Genomic DNA, 21133 nt, shown 5'->3' on the forward strand with positions numbered 1-21133 from the left:
CGCGGATACAAAAATGGCGCCCGAAGGCGCCAGAAAGCAAACTGCTTACATATTTGGGTAGTTGGGGCCGCCGCCACCTTCTGGAGTAACCCAGACAATATTCTGGGTTGGGTCTTTGATGTCACAGGTCTTACAGTGCACACAGTTCTGTGCATTTATCTGGAAACGTTTGCCGTTGGTATCTTCAACCACTTCATAAACGCCTGCAGGGCAGTAACGCTGAGCCGGTTCATCATAAATCGGCAGATTGTGGTTAAGCGGAATCTCCGGATCCTTCAGGGTTAGGTGACAAGGCTGGTCTTCCTCGTGGTTGGTGTTAGAAATAAACACAGAGGAGAGCTTGTCAAAGCTGAGTACACCGTCGGGTTTGGGGTAGTCAATTTTTGCGCAGTCCGCAGCCGGTTTCAGTTGTGCATGGTCAGCTTTGGTGTCGCGCAGGGTCCAGGGCAGCTTGCCTTTGAAGATATTGATATCGACAAATGCGTAAGCTGAACCGAGGATGTTGCCCCACTTGTGTTGTGCCGGGCCGAAGTTGCGCTGCATATGCAGCTCTTTCCAGGCCCAACTATCACGATACTTGGCGGTGTAGTCGGTCAGCTCTTCACTGTTGCGCTCTGCGGCAAGGGCTTCCACTACGGACTCAGCGGCGATCATGCCGGACTTCATCGCGGTATGATTGCCCTTGATCTTGGCGAAGTTCAGGGTGCCGGCGTTGTCGCCGATCAGCAGGCCGCCAGGGAAGGTCATCTTTGGCTGAGACTGCAGTCCACCTTTAACAATGGCACGTGCACCGTAAGCGACACGCTGACCACCGTCCAAGTATTGTTTGATTACCGGATGATGTTTGTAACGCTGAAATTCGTCAAAGGGGCTTACGTGTGGATTGCTGTAAGCGAGATCGGTAATTAGGCCAACCACAACCTGGTTGTCTTCCAGGTGATAAAGGAAACCACCACCGTGGGTGCCGCTTTGCTCCAAAGGCCAGCCTGCTGTGTGAACTACCAGGCCTTGCTGGTGTTTGTCCGCAGGAACTTTCCAGATTTCCTTAACGCCAATGCCATAATGTTGCGGATCGGCATCTGCATCCAGCTTGAAGCGCTCAATCAGTTGCTTGCCCAGATGGCCGCGACAGCCTTCGGCAAAAAGAGTGTACTTGGCGTGCAGCTCCATGCCTGGCATATAGGAGTCTTTCTGCTCACCATTTAAGCCAATACCCATATCGCCGGTGGCAATACCTTTTACAGAGCCATCTTCGTTGTACAGAACTTCTGCAGCGGCGAAGCCGGGGAAAATCTCCACCCCCAGGTTCTCTGCCTGCTCGGCCAGCCAGCGGCAAAGGTTACCGAGGCTGATAATGTAGTTGCCCTCATTGTGCATGGTGCTTGGCACAAACATGTTGGGCACTTTGATGGAATTCTCATCGCTGCGCAGAACGTAGATATCGTCGCCCTTGACCTCTGTGTTCAGCGGGGCGCCGCGCTCTTTCCAGTCTGGGAATAGCTCATTCAGAGCAGTTGGCTCAAAAACTGCGCCGGAGAGAATGTGGGCGCCGACCTCGGAACCTTTCTCCACAACGCATACTGAGACATCTTCATTGAGCTGGCGAATACGGCAGGCCGCTGCCAATCCGGCCGGACCGGCACCCACGATCACTACATCGTATTCCATTGATTCGCGTTCCACGGCACTCTCCTCAGCAGTTGTATTCAACTTTTTGCGGCCATTCCGGCCTTATCATTTATATAGAGGGCGGATTATATAGGCGTTTATTCAACCCTACCAATTGCATGACTATTCATTTGCTATGGCAAATGTGCTGTATTTCAACAGCTTAGGGAAGCTGAATAGATGGTCTCTATTTCCTGAAATAGATTGCATGAATGGCAGAAGTCACTTCTATTTGGCTATTGATTTTGCGGTATAGAACCGCCACCATACACGCCGTTCAAACACCTGTTTGACCAGAACACCGTATCCGTTCGCGATGAGAATCGTCAGTCGCGGCTGTTAAAAAGCATATTTGAGACGGGATTTCCATGAAAGTTCTTGTAGCTGTGAAACGCGTTGTCGACTACAACGTCAAGGTTCGCCCCAAGGCGGACGGCACTGACGTTGATACTGCCAACGTCAAAATGTCTATCAACCCCTTCTGCGAAATTGCAGTAGAAGAGGCGGTTCGCTTGAAGGAAAAAGGCGTTGTTAGTGAGATAGTCGCCGTTTCCATGGGTCCCAAGCAGAGCCAGGAGCAAATTCGCACAGCACTGGCGCTGGGAGCCGACCGAGGCATTCTGGTTGAGACCGATGCCGAACTGCAGCCTCTGGCTGTGGCTAAGTGCCTGAAGGCGATTGTCGATAAAGAAGAGCCGCAAATGGTTATTCTCGGCAAGCAGTCTATCGATGGCGACAACAACCAAACTGGCCAGATGCTGGGCGCATTGACTGGTATGGGGCAGGGCACCTTTGCTTCCGAAGTGGTTGTAGAAGGCGACGCTGTGAAGGTAACCCGTGAAATCGATGGCGGCCTGCAGACTGTTGAGCTGAAGCTGCCAGCTATCGTGACTACCGACCTGCGTTTGAATGAGCCACGATATGCATCTTTGCCGAATATCATGAAGGCCAAGAAGAAGCCTCTCGATACTACTACTCCCGATGAGTTGGGTGTAGACATCGCTCCTCGCACTAAAACCCTGAAAGTCGAGCCACCAGCAGAGCGTCAGGCTGGCGTTAAAGTTGCCGACGTGGCGGAACTGGTAGAGAAACTGAAAAACGAGGCGAAGGTAATCTGATGAGCATCCTGGTTATTGCTGAACACGACAACGCCGAACTGAAGGGCGCTACGCTCAACACTATCGCCGCAGCTAAAGCTATCGGTGGTGACATCGCCGTCCTAGTCGCTGGCGCAGGCTGTTCTGCTGTTGCAGACGCCGCTGCTAAAGTTGATGGCGTAAGCAAAGTATTGTTGGCTGACAACGCTGCTTACGAGCACCAGTTGGCTGAAAACGTTGCCAAGCTGGTTGCCGATCTGGGTAAAGATTACGGCCATATCCTGGCGCCAGCCACTACCACCGGTAAAAACATGTTGCCGCGCGCCGCTGCGCTGCTGGATGTTCAACCGATCTCTGACATTATCTCTGTAGAGAGTGCCGATACTTTCAAGCGTCCAATCTACGCTGGCAACGTTATCGCGACCGTGCAGAGCTCTGACGCCATAAAGGTGATTTCCGTTCGTACTACTGCTTTCGACGCAGTGGCTGCAGAAGGTGGAAGTGCAGCTGTTGAGGCTGTAGATATTGCCGATGACGCCGGTATTTCTTCTTTCGTAGGAGAAGAGCTTGCTAAATCCGACCGCCCTGAGCTTACTGCCGCTAGCGTGGTAGTTTCCGGTGGTCGCGGTATGCAGAATGGCGACAACTTCGAGATGCTATACAAGTTGGCAGACAAGCTGGGTGCGGCGGTTGGCGCCTCACGTGCTGCAGTAGATGCTGGATTTGTGCCCAATGATATGCAAGTTGGCCAAACCGGTAAGATCGTTGCTCCAGACTTGTACATTGCCGTTGGTATTTCCGGTGCCATCCAACATTTGGCTGGCATGAAGGATTCCAAGGTTATTGTGGCTATCAACAAAGATGAGGAGGCTCCAATCTTCTCCGTTGCTGACTACGGCTTGGTGGCAGATTTGTTTGAAGCAGTCCCCGAGCTGGAAGCAAAGCTGTAATTTCTGATTAGTATACTGATCAGTACTGGAAAAGGCGGCGTATTGCCGCCTTTTCTCATTTTTGGCTTCTGGACTACGGAACTAGTGTGCAATTTCGGGGACGAAGTGTTGGTTTGCAACGTTTAACTGGGCAGGAGCGTTGCCTTTCGAAGGCGAAGGCAACAAAATAGGCGTCAAAAACCAATAACCTAAGAAAGTTGAACTTGTATGTGGGTATGTTCATGTCCCCATTAAAGCGAGCCATTAGCTCAGTCGGTAAAGGCTTTAGCCAGGGCGATTCACGCAGATCGCTCTCTCGTGGCACCATGGCGGCATCTGCGGTGGGGTTGCTGTGGGTATCTGGCAATCTACTCGCCTATGGCTCTTTACTGATTCCTGCAGAGCCGGAAGAGTCTCTGCTGGCCGAGCGCAATGATAGTCGTGTGAGTGCCCCCCAGGCAGCTTCAATACCGAACACTCCCTTCTTTGGTTATGCCGAAGCCAAGAAGCAAGAAGCTGTTCCCGAAGTTGATCTCTCCAACCTCCCTATAACCCAGCTGAACATCGTCCTCTCTGGCGTTTTGGATAATTCGGACAAGAGTAAAGCCAGCGCCCTGGTTGCCGAAAAAGGCAAGCCTGCAAAGCGTTTGTATGTGGGAGATTCCCTGCCTGGTGGCGCAGAACTTTATTCTGTTGAGGTAGACCATGTAGTTCTTCGTCGTAATGGCAGGATGGAAAAGCTGACATATCCCGAGATGGATGGCCGCCCCAATGTCCCGCTGAAAAACTACTCAAGCCTGTCACGCAAATCTAGGCAAAGTAGTAGTGCGGGAAGTTCCTCAAGACGTGAGGCGAGCCAGGAAAGTATTCGAGAGCGGATGGAAAAGCTGCGTGAACTGGCCCGTGAGCGTCGTGCTCAGCGCCAGCCCCAATAAAAACTGTCTAACTAGATTGTTTTGAGTTTTTTGAACATTTACTAGAGCCAGATAAATAATGATGAAGATGTTTTATCGACGGCTGATTGCGGTCGGGTTTAGTTTTTTTGTGTCTACTGCAACGCTGGCTCAGGGCCCGGAGAGAGTTACCCTTTCTCTCGACAATGCCGATGTTCGCGACCTGATTAACTGGGCAGCGGATTTCACCGGAAAAAATATAATTGTCCACCCCAATGTAAAGGGAAAAGTCACCGTTGTTGCCGGTGACCCTATGACACATGATGAAGCTTTCGATGTTTTTATGTCGGTGCTTCAAGTAAATGGTTTCAGCCTGGTAGAGCAGGGTGGTACCTGGAAAGTGGTACCCGATGCCCTTGCCAAGCAGCAGGCGATACCGGTTGCTGATGAAAATACCCGTGCGCCGGCCGAATCATTAGTCGTTCGTACTGTTCGAGTTGAGAATATCTCAGCTTCCCAGTTGATCGCTATGTTGCGCCCGCTGATTCCTCAGACTGGCCACCTGGCAGCTTATGCTGATACCAATACCCTGATTATTGCTGATCGTGCGGCGAATATTGACCAGATTGTTCTCTTGGTAAAACAGCTCGATCGTGCGGGTGCCATCGATATTGAAGTGGTGCCACTGATGTTTGCTTCCGCCAAAGAAGTGAAGCAAATTCTCAATGACTTGCTGCAGGCGTCTGGTGGCAAGGGCGCTGGCCGGGAAGTTCAACCGTTGCGAATCGCAGTGGACGAGCGTTCCAATAGCGTTCTTTTGACCGGTGACCCAGTAACACGCCAGCAGATCAGAACCGTTATTGCCCGCTTGGACCAGCCGCTGGATGGTGATGGCAATACGGCTGTGGTTTATGTCCAGTATGCCAATGCCGCCGACCTGAAGCCAATTCTGGAAGGCATGAGCGGTAGTATTCAGAATACAGAAAAAGACCAGCAGGCTGCGAACGTTGAAGTCAGTATTCAGGTCAACGAATCCCTCAATGCGCTGGTCCTCACCGCGCCCCCGGCACTACTGGAAACAATGAAAGGCGTGATCGCACGCCTGGATGTACGTCGTGCTCAGGTGCTGATTGAGGCCATTATTGTCGAGGTTAAAGAGGATACCAATAATAACCTTGGTATCAGCTGGATCACGGGTGATGAAAACCTTGTTGCCGGCTGGAACAACCTACCGGCTGAAGACGGAGATGGGAATATCAATCCGTTCTCCCTTCCTTTCACGAGTATCACTGGCGCGAATGCATTACATTTAGGCTATTTGAGTGGAAGTGATATCCGAGTTGCAGTGAATGCGCTTGCCACTGCAGGCAATACCAATATTCTGTCTACGCCGACCATTATGGCTTTGGATAACGAAGAGGCTGAAATCCTCGTCGGGCAGAATGTACCCTTTATTACTGGTGAGCAATTGTTGTCCGGTAGCAATGACGACCCTTTCACCACTATTCAGCGGGAAGATATTGGTACCACCCTCAAAGTCACTCCACGTGTAAATAACAATAACTCGGTAACTTTGGAAATTGAGCAGAAGGTTGAAAACCTGCTTTCCGCTGCAGCTGATGCCGCTGTGGGTGCCTCGGACATCGTTACTAGTAAACGTGAAATTCGCACCAAGGTATTGATTGATGATGGTGCGATTTTGGTTTTGGGTGGGCTGATAGAAGATAATGTTACTGACTCCGTGCAGAAAGTGCCTTTGTTGGGGGATATTCCAGGAATAGGGCGTCTGTTCCGAAACAATACCAAGAAAGTCGTAAAAACTAATTTGATGGTGTTCCTGAAACCCAAGATCCTGAGCACCCAGTTGGCTGGCTATGAAGAAACCCGCAAACGCTACATGGATATGCAGCAGAAGCAGATTTTCTTGAAAGACAGAACGAGCCTGCTGTGGGATTGGCACCGCGGTGATGCGCTACCTGACCTGATGCCGCCAACAGGAACTTATAACGAAAGCCCAGCGCCGGTAGATGGCTCTATCAATGCCGTTGACAACCTGGAAGACGCCCTAGAGGGAGTACCTGGCGAGGTTGAAGTGTTGGATGGTGAGGTTGAGGTGCTGGAGGTAGAAGAATCTAAATGACGGTTGATACAGGAACAGGGACTCCAGCAATTCGTCGCCTTCCATATGCTTTCGCTAAGCGCCATAAGGTCCTGCTACTGGAGCAGGAGGGGCGCCCGCTGTGCCAATACGTTGCACCGCTGAGCCCCTCTGCGATTGCTGAGGTGCAACGTATCAATGGTGGTGCGTTAAGCCTGGAGTCGGTAGAAGATGAAATTTTCCAGGTAGCCTTGCAGCGCCTCTACGAAAACCGTGAAGGGGGCAACCTCTCCGAAGTAGAGGGGCTGGGTGATGACTTGGATTTGGCCGCAGTTGTAGATTCGCTACCGGAAACAGAAGATCTACTAGAGCAGGAAGACGATGCGCCCATCGTTAAGCTGATCAATGCGATTTTTGCGGAGTCCCTGAAACAGGGGGCTTCGGATATTCACATTGAGACCTTTGAAAAACGCTTGATTGTGCGTTTTAGGGTAGACGGCGTGCTGCGCGAGGTGCTGCAGCCTCGGCGCGCCCTGGCTCCGCTATTGGTTTCCCGTATCAAGGTAATGGCCAAGCTGGATATCGCTGAAAAGCGTATTCCCCAGGATGGCCGTATTTCACTACTGATGGCCGGGCGTGAAGTCGATGTACGTGTTTCCACCATGCCGTCCTCGGCAGGTGAACGGGTGGTGATGCGCCTGCTTGATAAGCAAGCAGGTAAAATGGACTTGTCCAAACTTGGCATGTCCGAGCGGGACCACAATGTCATGACTGAGCTTTTGGCTCACCCACACGGCATTATTCTGGTTACGGGCCCGACGGGCTCAGGTAAAACGACCACTCTCTATGCCGGCCTCGGCAGCATTAACAGCCGCGAAAAAAATATCCTGACGGTGGAAGACCCGGTCGAATACAACCTGGAAGGGGTTGGACAGACTCAGGTCAACACCAAGGCAGATATGACTTTTGCACGGGGCTTGCGCGCAATTTTGCGTCAGGACCCGGATGTGGTGATGATTGGTGAGATTCGAGATCTTGAGACTATGCAGATCGCCATCCAGGCGAGTTTGACAGGTCACTTGGTACTCTCAACCCTGCATACCAATACTGCACTTGGTGCTGTTACCCGTCTGATGGATATGGGCATCGAACCTTTCTTGCTGTCCTCCAGTTTGATTGGAGTTCTGGCACAGCGCCTGGTCAGGGTGCTTTGCCCTACCTGTAAGCAGCCCCATGTTCCCGATGAAGGGGAGAGGCTAGTGCTCGGCGTCGCTCCCGCTGAGGATGCTCTCATCTACCGCCCCAATGGTTGTGATGAATGTAACCATAGCGGCTATGTGGGCCGAATCGGTATTTATGAGTTGGTGCCGCTCAATGAAATTATGCGCCAGCTGATCCACGATCGAGCCTCCGAGAGCAAGCTGGTGGCAGAAGCACGTAAATTGGGGCCGAGTATCCGCGATGACGGTATTGCCAAGGTCCTGGCCGGCAGGACTTCCCTTGAAGAAGTCATGCGGGTAACCCAGGAGTCTTAATCGTGGCAGCGTTTGAGTACACAGCCCTCGCGGCATCCGGTCGAAAAAGCAAGGGAACCCTAGAGGCCGATAGTGCCCGTTCGGCGCGGCAGCAATTGCGTGCTAAAGGCATGGTGCCTCTGGATGTTACCCCTGCCGCCGAGCAATCTGAGAAGAGTGCTGGCGGTTTTATGTCCGGAAGTCCCGGGCTCAGCATTAAAAATCTGGCCCTGCTTACCCGCCAAATTGCCACTTTGTTGCGCGCCGGTATTCCGTTGGAGGAGACCCTAGGGGCAATTGCCAACCAGACTCGCAACCAGAAAATCCGGCGGGTAGTGCTGGCGGTGCGTGGAAAGATTTTGGAGGGCCACAGTTTTGCCCAGGCCCTTGGGTGTTTCCCCAAGGCTTTCCCCAAGCTCTACCGGGCTACCGTGGAGGCTGGTGAGCACTCCGGACACTTGGATGCGGTGCTGGAACGTTTGGGAGATTACACCGAGGGGCAGCAGCAGTTTCGTCAGAAAGTGCAATTGGCACTTATTTACCCCATGGTATTGGTCTTTATCTGTGTCCTCGTGGTTACTGGCCTGATGGTTTATGTGGTGCCGGATGTTATTGAGGTCTTCACCGGCACCGGACAAATTTTGCCGCTGCCCACTCGGATACTGGTCTCAATGAGTGACTTTATTGCCGCCTGGGGCTGGCTGGTGCCTCCAGCGCTAGGGGCCATTATTGCGGGTGTGGTCATTATGCTGCGCCGCCCGGCGATCAAATATAAGTTTCACCATCGCCTATTGGACCTGCCGGTAATTGGTTGGATGGTTCGCGGTGCGCAGAGTGCCCGTTATGTGGGAACCTTGGCGATCCTTACCGGTAGTAGTGTCCCACTGGTGCAGGCAATGGGTATTGCGCGCGGGGTAATGACCAATGAGTTCTTAAAGGATCGTCTGGAAACTGCACAGAAGACGGTACGTGAGGGCGGTAGTTTGCACCGAGCCATGGAAGATATTGGGTATTTCCCGCCAATGATGATCTACATGATCGCCAGTGGTGAGTCTTCTGGCACCCTGGACGAAATGCTGCAGAGGGCTGCGGAGTCCCAGGAGCAAGACCTTCAGGGGGCGGTGACTGCTTTTGTGAGCTTGTTCGAACCGCTGATGTTGCTTGTTATGGCCGCTATCGTACTATTTATCGTGATGGCCATCATGATGCCAATTATGAGCATGAACGAACTGGCTATGTAGAGTTCAAAGTAGTGAAGTCCACAGATTCAGGATGCAGGTTATTTAGGAGGGGAAGATGAAATCCTTACTAAACAGCCGTGGCTTTACCCTACGCGAGGCCTCAAGGGTACTTATTGGACTCGGCTTAGTAGGGGTGCTCGGCTTCTTACTGCTTTGAGAGTGTAGATAGATCTCTTTTTACAAAAACTGAATATTTTTAAATTGGGGCCACGATTCCCTTCGTGGCCCTGGGGGTTCCCAGCTTTCAGCTGAACTTGGAGAAAAAAATGCGAAACCTACGCAGAAGTGGTGGCTTCACCTTGATTGAAGTCATGGTGGTGATTGTGATCCTCGGTGTTCTCGGCGCCATGGTGGTTCCCAGTGTTTTGGGCAAAACTGGTGAAGCCCGTATGAAGGCCGCTCGCGTTGACCTTCGTGCTATCGAGACTGCCCTCGACATGTACCGCATGGACAACTTTGTTTACCCAAGTTCTGACCAGGGTCTGGAAGCTCTAGTTTCCCGTCCCTCCGGTTTTCCCGAAGCTAAAAACTGGACTGAACCTTACTTAAAGAAAGCACCCAAGGACCCTTGGGGTAATCACTACCAGTACATCAGCCCCGGTAGTGCCGGCGCATTTGATCTGTTCTCCCTGGGTGCGGATGGTAAGCCTGGTGGAGAGGGTGAAGCCGCCGATATTTTTGCTGCTGACCTGTAACTCGGTTCAATCAGCAATCGATGTATAGGCGATCAGCCCGCAGTAGGCTCAAGCGTAATCAGGGTTTCACGCTGGTCGAGATTCTGGTGGTGATTGTTATCATCGCCAGCTTGGCTGGCATGGCCATGATGTCCCTGGGCAGTTCCGGGGTGCGTGTTTGGGAAGGGGAGACTCAACGTCTCTCCGCCTTGTTGCAGCTTGTCGCGGACCGTGCCCTAATTGATAAAGCCCATTACGGCGTAGTGCTTGAACCCGAGTCTTATACGGTAGTGCGATTTGATCCCACTTCAATGACTTGGCAGGCTCCCGATATGGCTGCTGCCGGTCGGCGCAGCCAGCGATTTGCGGCTCATGAGCTTCCCGCTATCGTTCGTTTGGAGGTGCTTGAAGAGGCGGAGCTGCCTTCCACCCAATCCACAGAGTTTGCTGAAGAGCAGAGCGATGAGGAAAAGATCAAGCCGCAGTTTGTCGCTTTATCGAGTGGTGAAGTACTCCCGATCAAACTAGCCGTTTTTCTGGTTGAGGATGGCGACTTCTCTCGTGGCGCGACAATTTCTTACAGTAGCCTCTATGGCTTGCAGCTAGAGTGGCAAGCCGATGACCTTTAAGCGCAATTCCCTGGCCCGACAGGGCGGTTTTACCCTGGTTGAGGTTTTGATCGCCCTGGTCATCTTTGGGGTTATTGCCGCCAGCGTATTGCGCACTATGCAGAGCAGCGTGCAGCGCCAAAGAGTTATGGAGGAGCGGCTCGCAGCTAACTGGGTCGCTCAACAGGTACTCTCGCAAATTAGAGTACAAACTCCCTGGCCTCCGATTGGTGAGAAAAAAGAGGAAATGTCCTTTGCGGAGAGAGACTGGGAAGTGACCGCAAAGGTAGAGGCAACCAGCGAAGAGCGCCTTCGCCATATCGTGATTCAAGTGGGTTACCCCGATGCTGAAAACCCAACTTTGACACTGGATGCCTGGGCGGCGCAGGAGTAGCTTCTATGCAGATTTCTCCAATAAAGGGCCAGTCAGGCTTTACTCTGGTTGAAGTGCTCGTCGTACTGGTGCTGGTGGCGATTATCAGTGTTGGTTCGTTTTCCCTTCTAGAAGTTTTCCATAATTCCGACAGTGTTGTTGAGCGTCGTGCAGAAGAGTTGCGCCGTTTTTCCATGGCTCTCTATCGTCTGGAGGAGGACCTGCGCCAGGTAACAGCGCGACCGATTAAAAATGCCTATACGGGCTATGAACCCGCTTTGCGCGGTGATCAGGACGAATTCGAATTTACCCGCCTTGGGGCGGCAAACCTTATTGGTGAGCCCCGGGGTGAACTTCAGCGGCTGGGTTACAGTATCGGCTACCCAGAAGACGATGAGAGAAGCAGCTCCTTTACTGAAGAGGAAGATCCTGGGGCTTTGTTATTGCGCAGTCGCTGGCAAGTTTTAGACCGAGGCCCTGACTCGGAGCCAATTGTTGAACCTCTGCTCGCCGGTGTGGAGAGCCTGACTTTACAATATTTTGACCCTAGCTCAGATGCCTGGGTTGCCCAATGGCCGCCAGCCGGTACTACAGCATCTACTACCAGTGCAGATAGCCGCCTGCCAAAGGCTATCGAGATCGTGTTAATGACCCGTCAGTACGGTGAAATACGCCGCGTATTCTCCTTCTCAACTGTAGAGTTCAGTCCTCCTGGAGCTAATTCCGGCAACGGTGGTAATGGAGGTGGGAACAACTCTGGAGGTGGGAACAACTCAAACGGCGGCAATTCAGGTGGGGATGATTCCGGCGGAGGTGGTAACGATGAGCGGCTCTAAGTCGATAAAGACTTTTCGCCGCCAGCGGGGCGTGGCCTTGATTACGGTTTTGCTTGTAATGGTGATTGCAATTGCCTTGGTCTCGCACGCCATTACCCGAGATCAGATTTCCATCACCCGAAGTGGTGCTCTTTTAGCTAATTCGCAATTAGCCGAGTTTGTCGCTGGGGCTGAGGCCTGGAGTAGGGTGGCGCTACTTAAGGATTATGAAGAGGATAAAGACGCTGCCCAACCTGCCGATCACGCTCTTGAGGCCTGGGCAGCACCGGCCTTGCAGTTCAATCCTGATAACGGAAAAATACGCATAAATATCAAAGACTTAAACTCTTGCTTTAATGTAAATAATCTTGTCGATAGCGGTAACGGCACCGATCAGTTTGATATTTTTCGCCGACTGGTGAGCAATGTCACAGGAAAATCAGACTTAGCCGGGACTATTGCCGACTGGATGGATGACAACGACACACCGCGTTCTTCAGCAACCGAGGACGATGGCTATCTCGGTAGGGATCTTGCCCATCGCACCCCAGATACCTTAATCAGTGATATATCGGAACTGTCTTCTGTACAGGGTATGGAGCCGGAAGACTGGCAGAAGCTGGCTCCATTCCTGTGTGCGCTGCCGGAGACTGGAAGCAAGATCAATATCAATCTGGCTTCTCAGGAGCTTTTGGAAGCGGTGGACCCCTCCGCGAGTGTGAGTAAGTTGCTGCTGTTTCGAGAGTCTGGCGGCATCCTTAGCCAGTCGGGGGATCTGTCCTCTCATGGCTTCAACAACACCAACCAGTTTGTGTTTCATAGCCAGCACTTTCTGGCGCGTATTGCTGTCCAACTGGGAGATAGTGAAGACTACCGCCAGTATTGGGAGACGTCTCTATGGCTCGATGAGGCCGGGGACGGTGAAGTCAAAGTTGTACAGCGCCAGCGGCGCACTTTTTCTGGTGCAATGATGCAGGAATTACTCGACTACAAGGCACCGTAGCGAGTCTAGATAGTAGATAGCCAATAAGATTGTATGTTTAAAAAGAAAAGCGTAAATGAAATCGGCATGCCTGCAGTGCCACCCAAGCCAGCTTTGGTCTTGCTGCGGCTCTCTGAAACTGGCGCCGGTGGGCTCACCTTACATCAGTGGGAGAATGGCTCTTGGTGTGAAGCTGCTCTGGATGATGAATTCCTTTCAGCCTTCAATCCAGAGTTTGAGGCATCGGCTGTACCCGACATCCACCCAGCGTTGAACTTGCCAGAGGGCAGTAAGGCGCTGCTACTTCTGCCTGGTAACTGGGTTTGGAGTGGCGTTGAATCTATCCCCAAAGCAGCTAGACGTCAGGCCAACGCTATTGGTTATATGGTCGAAGAGCAGCTTGCAGAGGATGTAGAAGATCTGCATTTTGTCTGTGCGCCTCGCAATGGTGATATCTGTAGCATTTACGCGATTTCCAAAGACAAGATGGAAATTTTGCACAGTCAGGTGGAGCGACTCGGCTGGCCTTTGGCTGAGGCATTACCAGAATATTTACTATTGGATCTACTCGATATTGACCTTTCCCTTTGGTTGGATGGAGAGCAGGCTCATTTTTGGCAGTCGACAGGGCAGGGATTGTCGATCCGCCGCGAATACCTCCAGCCTCTGTTAGGCTCCCTTCTTGGCGCAGATATTACTTCTGAAGAAGGTGCTGATGAGGAGGAAGGGGAAGAGGGCAAAGAACTCCTATTACTGGGTGGCGGTGAAGAGGACGGTCTTGTTGTTGCCGAGCTGGAATCACTTTTTGCCGATCGCCTACAAGTCAATCAGCGCCCACCTGAAGAAGTTTTTCTCGAGCGTTATAAGCCCGGCAAACTTAGTAATTTGCTCAGTGGCGATTATCAACTAGCCAGCGGCAAAACTGAGTCGGTATGGTGGCTAAAGCCGGCCAAAGTAGCCGCCTTCTGTTTTGCCGCACAACTTCTGTTTTTTGTCGGTGCTGGGGCCTACTACCACTGGCAGGCCGAGCAGGCAGAAGAGCAGGCTAGAGCCATGTTCACGGAGATGTTCCCCAATGTACGTCCCTCGGCCCAGCTGCGTAGGCAGCTAAATGGCTTCTTAAAAAATGCGGGGAATCAGGGCGGCGCCTTTACCACCCATATGCAACAGCTCAGCAAAGTATGGACTCAACAGCGAGGTAAAGAGTTGCAACTTCAATCACTTCGCTTTGATGGCCAGCGCGGTGAAATGGTATTGCAGCTTAAGGCACAGAACCTCTCAGATTTGGACACTTTTGTCAGCAAGCTGTCTGGCAATGGTTTGCGTGCAGATTTACTTGGTGCCAATGAGTTGAAGAAGGGCGTATCCGGGCGGGTGCGTGTGCGCTAGAGGCGCAAGGTATAAGGCGAAAGAATTCGGTATTTAGAGCAGAATGAAAGAACAAATCGAGCAGTGGAAACAGAAGTGGCAGGCGCTGTCACCCAGTGATCAACGCGCCTTAAGCATCCTTAGTCTTTTTGCCGGGGTGCTTTTTATTGTCTATGGCCTTTACAGTCCGGCCAAAGGTTTTTTCGATGAGTCGCGCGCGCGAGCAGAGGAGTCACAGGAGCTGGTTCTGTGGATGGAGTCCCAGCGACCCGTGCTCTCCCGTGTTAAACCCAATAGTGGGGGCGGCCAAGCTTCCGGCACTTTGTTGCAGCGGGTAACCAATGCGGCCAAGCAAAACCGGGTCACGATTAAACGATTTGAGCCCGAAGGGGAAAATCGTATTCGTCTATGGGTTGAAGAGGTGCGCTATCAGGATCTTCAGCCATGGCTAAACCAGTTGATGAAAGAACAATTGGGTGTTCGCACCATCAACCTTGATGCTTTGCCGGAGCAGGGTATGGTTTCCGCTCGTCTGACTATTGAGGGCTAAAGGAGCCCTATCTTTTTTTATAGAATTTGGAGAAGTCCGGATAAGATTAGGCTTCTCCTTATCAATCCATATGTGTTCTGCAGATCACAAGCTCTTTACAATTATGTGCTCCTCCTTGCCCTGTAGCTGCATTTCTTTTTTACATCATTTCAATAAACCCTAATTTAGCCAGAATTGTCGCCAAAAGCCCTATACTGAAGATGGGAAGTGGAAAAAGGTGCCACTATGCTTTTTAAAGATGTAACCACCAAGCACTTGGTTGAGGTGGCAGATGTTGTCACGCTCTCGAATCCCTATGAGCTCACGGTAGTTGGCCGCTATCTGTGGGGGGAAGAGGTACAAGACCCAGAAGTTTTCGATAAAACAGACTTGTGTTTTCTGTCTGGTGAGCCACTACCAAGATGTTGGCACGATAGCCGCTATCGTGAGAAGGAAGTGCGTCGTTTGCGCTGTGGAACCCACGCGCAGGAAGATGGTGACTATTATCAGGGTGCTTGAACTGCCAGTCATGTTAATGGGTGAGCTGACCGACTGTATTCGGCCAAGTCTTACCTGTAGCTGTTAAGCGCTGTACAATGCGCGCCAATTTTTACAAGCGAAGATTTGCATGACTTTTGAGCAGTTTGAAGAGTATTCCCTGTGGTTGGGAATTGGCGCACTAATCTTATTTATGGTGTTTATCGTCTGGAACCTGGCCAAGGATTCTAAAGCGGGTAGGTTTGGCACCTTTATCCTGTTTCTGGCACTCGGTCTTGGACTGCTCGGCTTTATTATAAAAACAGTACTGGTTGAAGTACTTGGGATAGGCTAGGGACCTCTATGTCACCGGATACCCAATGCTCCAGGGAAGGTCGCTATGACATTATTTGATCGCCCTGAACTCAAGGTGCAGAAGGATCGGCGTATTTGCCGTGCCACCGATATGCGTATCGCCAAATATAGCCGGCGAGGCATGGTGCTCTCATTCTGTGCATTTTTGATCGCGGCCACCATCGGTGATATGCGCCTGGAAGCTCCGCGCTTATTGCTGATTCTAGGGGCCGGGTTAGTGGTTCTCACGCTGATCCGCGGTTACTACGTTTTTCGTTTTGGTCATTTGTATAGTTCGGGACCCAATCGCTGGCGTAATCATTACTTTTTTGTATCGATTCTTGGCTCTATCTGGTGGGGCCTGACTTTATTCTATTTTGTTTACTATATGGGGTTTGCCCCAGAGACCCACTTTCTGTGGATCTATACCGTCATCTTTTGCTCCAGCGTGACCACGGTATTCTCGCCTTATCACCGTTTTCTCACTTGGTTTACGGTTACTTCTCTACTGCCAGCGGCATTGATGGCTCTTTTCTCTGGCATGATCCTCGGTACTATTTACGGGACGCTCACTCTGGCCTTTATCTGGCTGACCGCTCACCAGGGGCGGCGAGAGTCGGAGAATTATTGGGAACGCCTGTCGGCTATGCAGGAGTTGCAGCAGCGTGCGAGCAGCCTGGCTGCAGCACGAAAGCACTCTGAAGCGGCCGTTGAATTGACGAATGAATTTATTGTTAATATTGGTCAGGAATTCCGCAGCCAGCTTTCTGATGCCTTGGGGGCCTTGTCTCTTTTGGAGGCAGAACCGCTCAGCGAGCGTCAAAAAGAGTGGGTGGGGCTGGCCAAAAATGCCAGCAGCCAACAGCTTAAGCTAGTGGACAATGTGGGGCTCTTTACCCGCGTTGCTCGCAAAGATATCCGTATGCGCCAGGGGCCATTTAACCTGGTCAAAACCATTGAAAAGTCCTTCAAGTTCGCTGCGCGAGCAGCCCATAGTCAGTCTTTGGAATTTAACTTTCAGATTGATGACAGCCTGCCGGTGATGGTCACTGGCGATAATCGCAAAACAGCTCAGTTGATTCGCAATCTGGTGGACTCGGCTACGGGAATTGCCCAACGGGGAGAGCTTTGGGGCGAAGTGAGTTTTACCCCGATCACCTCTGTAGAAGGGCAGTTGAATATTACTCTGAAAGATGACGGCCGCGGTGAAATCCTGCCCGATGAGAGCGAGCTGTTTGGTGCTTTTTCCAGAATGGATACCAATCAGGTAACTACAGGTTTAGGGCTGTCTATCGCCAAGGGTCTGGCGGAAGCTATGGGGGGGTATCTACAACTGCACTCCAATCAAGACGGTAACCGCTACCAGGTCGTAGTCAAATTTACTATTGAACCTAATCAGCGTACTTACTTAACCCCGGACCGCCGTTTGCAGGATAGTGAGGTTTTACTGATACACCAAAAGGGCCTGTTTATTTCCGGCTTGATGCAGATGCTGCGCTCCTTTGGTATGGACGTAAAGTCCCAGCGCTGGTGTGAAGGTTGCGAGTGTGAAGTACAGCAGCTCCTTCAGCAGGCTTTGGAGCGAGGGCAACTGATCATGTTGGTACCCGCCATGGGCGATGAGATACTCTTCGAATCAGTTACACCATTCTTTGAAAAGACTCATGCTGAGGACCGTGATTGCCCATTGATATGCCTGGGCGGCTTTGGTCAAAAGTCCTCTTTTGCGGAATTGCAAAGACTCGTACCTTCAGCTCTCTACCTGGGACGACCGGTAACCCGTAAGGAGTTGCACGATACTCTGGTGGAGAGAATCTTTGGCGGCGCCAAGCGAACTACTCGGCGTGTAGTAAAAGGTGGTGCCGACCAGCCGCGGCAATATTCCCTGCTGTTGGTGGAGGACTCCCGTCCACATCAGTGGGTAACGGAAGAGATGTTGCAGGCACTCGGTTACCAGGTAGATATCGCCAGCAATGGAGAGGAGGCCTTGCTGCGTTTATCAGAGGGGCATTACGACCTGGCCCTGGTAGATTGTCAGCAAAATACCGATCACAGTGCCGAGATAATCGAGATACTGCGCCGATGGGAAACAGAGCACAGGCCTGATGATCGATTACCAATCGTTGCTTTAACCAGTACCACAGAAGAACAATTCGAAGGGCGTTGTTTAGCGGCAGGAATGGATGATTATCTAACCAAGCCCCTGAGCAAGGATCTGTTACGGGAAACCTTGGCCCGTTGGTTGGGTAGCGCCTAGAGTTGCTGAACTAGGATTATTTAATAATTGGATACTAGAAAGCCGCGGCAATTGCCGCGGCTTTCTTATGGTTAGAATTCGTAGCGAACGCCTATACGAGCGCTCCAATAAGACGGTTCAGCAACCCGTGTCTGGCCTGATGGCTCTAAGAATTTATTGAAAACGTAGCGGCCTTGATCATCGATATCAGCCTCTACAGCGGCCTGATAGCGCGGGAAGTCTCCTTCATACATCACGCCCCAATCATCGTTAATCAAGTTCCCCAGGTTTTCTACGATAAAGTAGGCGTTGATCCTGTCATCCGCGCGCCAACCGGGTAATTCCTGGTCAATACGTAAGTCGAACTTGGTCCACCAATCACTGTGGATTTCATTTCGCTCCATAATCTGACCGCGATCAAGATCTTCAGAATCAACAAAAGCGAAAAAGGCTTCGGTATCGAAGTCTTCAGCAAATACTACATTTGCGTCATCGCTACCGGTTGGGATGTACAGTAGGCTGCGGCCGGAGCCTGCATCGCCAAATAAGCCGCCGCCAAAGGTATAGCTATAGGGTAGCCCTTCATTTGCACTGCCAAACAAGGTAAAGCGTGTTTCATAGCCTGCAAAAAACTCGTGAGCGTAGTCCATTTTGAGAGTGAAGCGGTGGGGTACCACATAGTTGGAGGTAGCGGCCCCCGGATTCTCAGCATCGACAGTTGCAATTTTGGTGTAGTTAGACCAAGCCACAGAACTGGTCATTGGATTCACATCCTCGGCTTCTGTGTAGGCATAGCCCAAGGCTACATTGAGACCAAAGTCGAAGGATTTGCTTAGACCCAGGGATAGAACGCTGGAAAAACCGGAATCTCCTTTTACGTTAGTGAGCATAAAGTCTCCGCTACGACCATTGGCGCTTTCATAAATTGGGCGCCCATCCACAGCAGTATCCACTTGTTGCAGGGATATATCGCGGACAATGGCTGCATCTTTATAGTCGCTATAGAGGTAGTCAGCAGAAAGCAAATAGCCGGATTCAAACTCGTAACTAGCGCCGATGGCATACTTCCAAACTGAAGGGATTTCGAAATCCGGGTCCATTAGATTGACGCCACCGGATCTTCCCTCTCCAATGGCAACCTGGTCATATAGATTTTGCGGTATGCCATAGATGGGGCGGCCACTGCCAGTCCAGTCCATATCGAAGAGCGGGGTTCCACTACTATCGGTGGTTTCTATCTGCAATACCCCGTTGTTGGAATAATTGTTGGAAATCCAAACGTTGGGATTGCCACCAGAATATAGGCCCAGGCCACCGTGTAGCTCCAGGCTGTCATTGACATTCCAGTTGAGACCGAGACGTGGCTGTAAAAGGTCTATGCCATCCATATTATGCTGGTTACTGAAACCGTACGTTTCTTTGATATCCAGATTCTTCACCGGCCTATCGTCGCTGCTGTAGCGGTCATAGCGCAAGCCTGCTACGACTTTGAGATCAACTTCGGCAAAAGTGTATTCATCCTGCAGGTAGAAAGTATCGATGTCATAAGCAAACTCTGCTGCAGCATCCAAGGGATTATTGGTGATGGCAGCATTTTCATAGATAATTTTGCTGGCAACGCCGTTTTCAAAATCTTCGATACTAGCAAACCGGTACTCCCCCTGTGCTTCCTGAATAAACAGGTTAAATACATCGAAACTATCATGTTCATAGCCGGCGGTGAGATTGTGCTCACCCAGCAATAAGCGCCCGGCGAGTTTTATGCTCAAATTATCGTAACTCAGCTTATTGGCATGGCGGGAGTCATCAGATCCCAAGTAAACCGTTGCGCTCTTTAGGCCTTCTTCGTCCTTACTGGTGACCTGGACTTCACCAAATTCAGTACCACCGAGAGAGAGTTGCCAGTTATCCAACTCTGAATAACCGATCTTCATTTCTGTAGAAAAGATATCGCTCCAATCGGAAAACAGCTGAACAATATAAGAATTCAGTTCGGCACCGCGCTCATAATAATGATTGGATAGCTCTAGCTCATTGTAGTCGTCGTCGGATTCGGCAATAGAGTAGCCATCGTTGTAGTTATAGGTAAGAGAGGCTCGATGATTATCGCTGATATTCCAGTCTAGCTTGATCAGCAATTTCTCATCTTCTTCCGGCAGGCTTGAGGGGAGCCCGCCAGGGTTATAATCGTACACATCATTCGCGATGCGCACGATTTCCTGCAGCTGCTCCTGAGATACGCCCTCAACCTCAGAGGGAGAGTTACTACCTGTTGGTCCACGGTCAAAAGTAGCGACACCTTCTAGCTTTTCGTAAGCGGTGAAGAAGAACAGTTTGTCCTGGATAATGGCTCCACCTAAGGTAGCGTTGTAGCGCTTTTCATCAAAGCTGGCTACAGGGAAGTCTTCACCCTCAAGAGAATCTCCACGGAAACCATCATCGGTATAGTCATAAAAGAATGAACCATGCCACTCATTGCTGCCGGACTTGGTCACTGCATTGATGTTACAGGCGCTGAATCCGCCGTACTGCACATCGAATGGAGCCAGCTCTACAGCAACTTGCTCGATTGCATCGTATGAGAAGGGCATGCGCTCTGTTGGATAGCCATTGCTATTCAAGCCAAAGTTGTCATTCATGCGCACCCCGTCAACAGTAAGGCTGTTGAAGCGCGGGTTGGCGCCAGTACATTGAATAGAGTCATAACTGGCTTCGTCGATGTAAACTCGTGGGTCCAGACGTAGCAAGTCCTTGATATCGCGGTTTACTGCGGGTGCACTGGCTAGGTCATCGCTATTGAAGTGAGATGCCGGGCCTACCGCTAGTCGGGAAGTAGTGATAGCTTGGCCAAGCACGCTGACTTCCTCAAGGTTACTTGTGTCGAGGGATACCATCAGGGGCAGGGTATCGCCTACTGAGAGATAAATATCTTCAAAGGTACGATCCCCCTGTTCGGTTTCAATTTTGACGATATAAGGGCCACCCACACGCAAACCACTGAGATTAAACTGTCCTGATTCTCCTACCTCGGCCACTCGCCGACTATTGGATGGCGTGTGCACTACAGTAATTTTTGCATCGCTGATGGCTTCGCCTGCGCTACCAGTAATAGAGCCGCGAATGGCTGCGGCAGTTTCCTGAGCGTAAGAGATATGTGTTGAACCAATCGCGGAGATAATCGCGGCGGATAAGCACATGCGCCGGAAGATAGAAGGTTTCATAACTAAATCCTGGTCTTTAAGTGGGCCAACAGCGTGGCTTTGAGAGAACTGGTTGT

Annotated in this window: 18 protein-coding genes; 16 read left to right on the forward strand and 2 right to left on the reverse strand. The window is 51.2% G+C overall.

The window, feature by feature from the left end; genetic code table 11:
• Window positions 1-45 precede the first annotated feature (45 nt).
• Window positions 46-1683, reverse strand: a complete 1638-nt coding sequence (locus MJO52_RS10230; protein WP_435583635.1) for an electron transfer flavoprotein-ubiquinone oxidoreductase — start codon at window positions 1681-1683, stop codon at window positions 46-48.
• A gap of 353 nt (window positions 1684-2036) precedes the next feature.
• Here MJO52_RS10230 and MJO52_RS10235 point away from each other — a divergent pair, with 353 nt between their 5' ends.
• The 16 genes from MJO52_RS10235 to MJO52_RS10310 all read left to right on the forward strand — a co-directional run bounded on the left by MJO52_RS10235 (window position 2037) and on the right by MJO52_RS10310 (window position 17877).
• Window positions 2037-2786 (forward strand): electron transfer flavoprotein subunit beta/FixA family protein, encoded by a 750-nt coding sequence (locus tag MJO52_RS10235; protein ID WP_252085838.1) that lies wholly within the window; start codon window positions 2037-2039, stop codon window positions 2784-2786.
• The gene (locus MJO52_RS10240; protein ID WP_252085839.1) at window positions 2786-3715 is read left to right on the forward strand and encodes an electron transfer flavoprotein subunit alpha/FixB family protein; all 930 of its coding nucleotides are present in this window, start codon (window positions 2786-2788) and stop codon (window positions 3713-3715) included. Before MJO52_RS10235 ends, MJO52_RS10240 begins: the two co-directional genes overlap by 1 nt.
• A 221-nt stretch (window positions 3716-3936) precedes the next feature.
• The gene (locus MJO52_RS10245; RefSeq protein ID WP_252085840.1) at window positions 3937-4629 is read left to right on the forward strand and encodes a type II secretion system protein N; all 693 of its coding nucleotides are present in this window, start codon (window positions 3937-3939) and stop codon (window positions 4627-4629) included.
• Window positions 4630-4687: 58 nt separating this feature from the next.
• Window positions 4688-6727 (forward strand): type II secretion system secretin GspD, encoded by a 2040-nt coding sequence (gene gspD, locus MJO52_RS10250; protein ID WP_252085841.1) that lies wholly within the window; start codon window positions 4688-4690, stop codon window positions 6725-6727.
• Window positions 6724-8220 carry a type II secretion system ATPase GspE gene (gene gspE, locus MJO52_RS10255; protein ID WP_252085842.1) on the forward strand — a complete coding sequence of 499 codons (1497 nt, stop codon included), beginning with the start codon at window positions 6724-6726 and terminating at the stop codon, window positions 8218-8220. The genes gspD and gspE overlap by 4 nt, the downstream gene beginning before the upstream one ends.
• 2 nt (window positions 8221-8222) lie before the next feature.
• Window positions 8223-9440, forward strand: a complete 1218-nt coding sequence (gene gspF, locus MJO52_RS10260; RefSeq protein ID WP_252085843.1) for a type II secretion system inner membrane protein GspF — start codon at window positions 8223-8225, stop codon at window positions 9438-9440.
• Window positions 9441-9706: 266 nt separating this feature from the next.
• A complete protein-coding gene (gene gspG, locus MJO52_RS10265; RefSeq protein WP_252085844.1) occupies window positions 9707-10135 on the forward strand; it encodes a type II secretion system major pseudopilin GspG in 429 nt (142 codons plus the stop codon).
• A gap of 20 nt (window positions 10136-10155) precedes the next feature.
• Window positions 10156-10743 carry a prepilin-type N-terminal cleavage/methylation domain-containing protein gene (locus MJO52_RS10270; protein WP_252085845.1) on the forward strand — a complete coding sequence of 196 codons (588 nt, stop codon included), beginning with the start codon at window positions 10156-10158 and terminating at the stop codon, window positions 10741-10743.
• Window positions 10733-11116 (forward strand): type II secretion system minor pseudopilin GspI, encoded by a 384-nt coding sequence (gspI, locus tag MJO52_RS10275; RefSeq protein WP_252085846.1) that lies wholly within the window; start codon window positions 10733-10735, stop codon window positions 11114-11116. The genes MJO52_RS10270 and gspI overlap by 11 nt, the downstream gene beginning before the upstream one ends.
• Before the next feature lie 5 nt (window positions 11117-11121).
• On the forward strand, window positions 11122-11931 hold the full coding sequence (gene gspJ, locus MJO52_RS10280; RefSeq protein ID WP_252085847.1) for a type II secretion system minor pseudopilin GspJ: 810 nt from the start codon (window positions 11122-11124) through the stop codon (window positions 11929-11931).
• Window positions 11858-12913: a type II secretion system minor pseudopilin GspK gene (gspK, locus tag MJO52_RS10285; RefSeq protein WP_252085848.1), complete on the forward strand. Its 1056-nt coding sequence runs from the start codon at window positions 11858-11860 to the stop codon at window positions 12911-12913. Before gspJ ends, gspK begins: the two co-directional genes overlap by 74 nt.
• 33 nt (window positions 12914-12946) lie before the next feature.
• On the forward strand, window positions 12947-14281 hold the full coding sequence (gspL, locus tag MJO52_RS10290) for a type II secretion system protein GspL (RefSeq protein WP_252085849.1): 1335 nt from the start codon (window positions 12947-12949) through the stop codon (window positions 14279-14281).
• Window positions 14282-14324: 43 nt separating this feature from the next.
• The gene (gene gspM, locus MJO52_RS10295; RefSeq protein ID WP_252085850.1) at window positions 14325-14810 is read left to right on the forward strand and encodes a type II secretion system protein GspM; all 486 of its coding nucleotides are present in this window, start codon (window positions 14325-14327) and stop codon (window positions 14808-14810) included.
• A gap of 225 nt (window positions 14811-15035) precedes the next feature.
• Entirely contained in the window at window positions 15036-15308 is a 273-nt protein-coding gene (locus MJO52_RS10300) for an acetyltransferase (protein ID WP_252085851.1), read from the forward strand.
• A 109-nt stretch (window positions 15309-15417) separates the two neighbouring features.
• Window positions 15418-15621, forward strand: a complete 204-nt coding sequence (locus tag MJO52_RS10305) for a DUF2788 domain-containing protein (protein WP_252085852.1) — start codon at window positions 15418-15420, stop codon at window positions 15619-15621.
• Between the two features lie 45 nt (window positions 15622-15666).
• Window positions 15667-17877 carry a response regulator gene (locus tag MJO52_RS10310; RefSeq protein ID WP_252085853.1) on the forward strand — a complete coding sequence of 737 codons (2211 nt, stop codon included), beginning with the start codon at window positions 15667-15669 and terminating at the stop codon, window positions 17875-17877.
• 71 nt (window positions 17878-17948) lie between these two features.
• Here the strand turns inward: MJO52_RS10310 and MJO52_RS10315 are convergent, their stop codons facing one another.
• Window positions 17949-21077: a TonB-dependent receptor gene (locus tag MJO52_RS10315; protein ID WP_252085854.1), complete on the reverse strand. Its 3129-nt coding sequence runs from the start codon at window positions 21075-21077 to the stop codon at window positions 17949-17951.
• Between the last annotated feature and the right edge of the window lie 56 nt (window positions 21078-21133).

This window comes from Microbulbifer variabilis (assembly GCF_023716485.1).
GTDB lineage: Bacteria > Pseudomonadota > Gammaproteobacteria > Pseudomonadales > Cellvibrionaceae > Microbulbifer > Microbulbifer variabilis_B.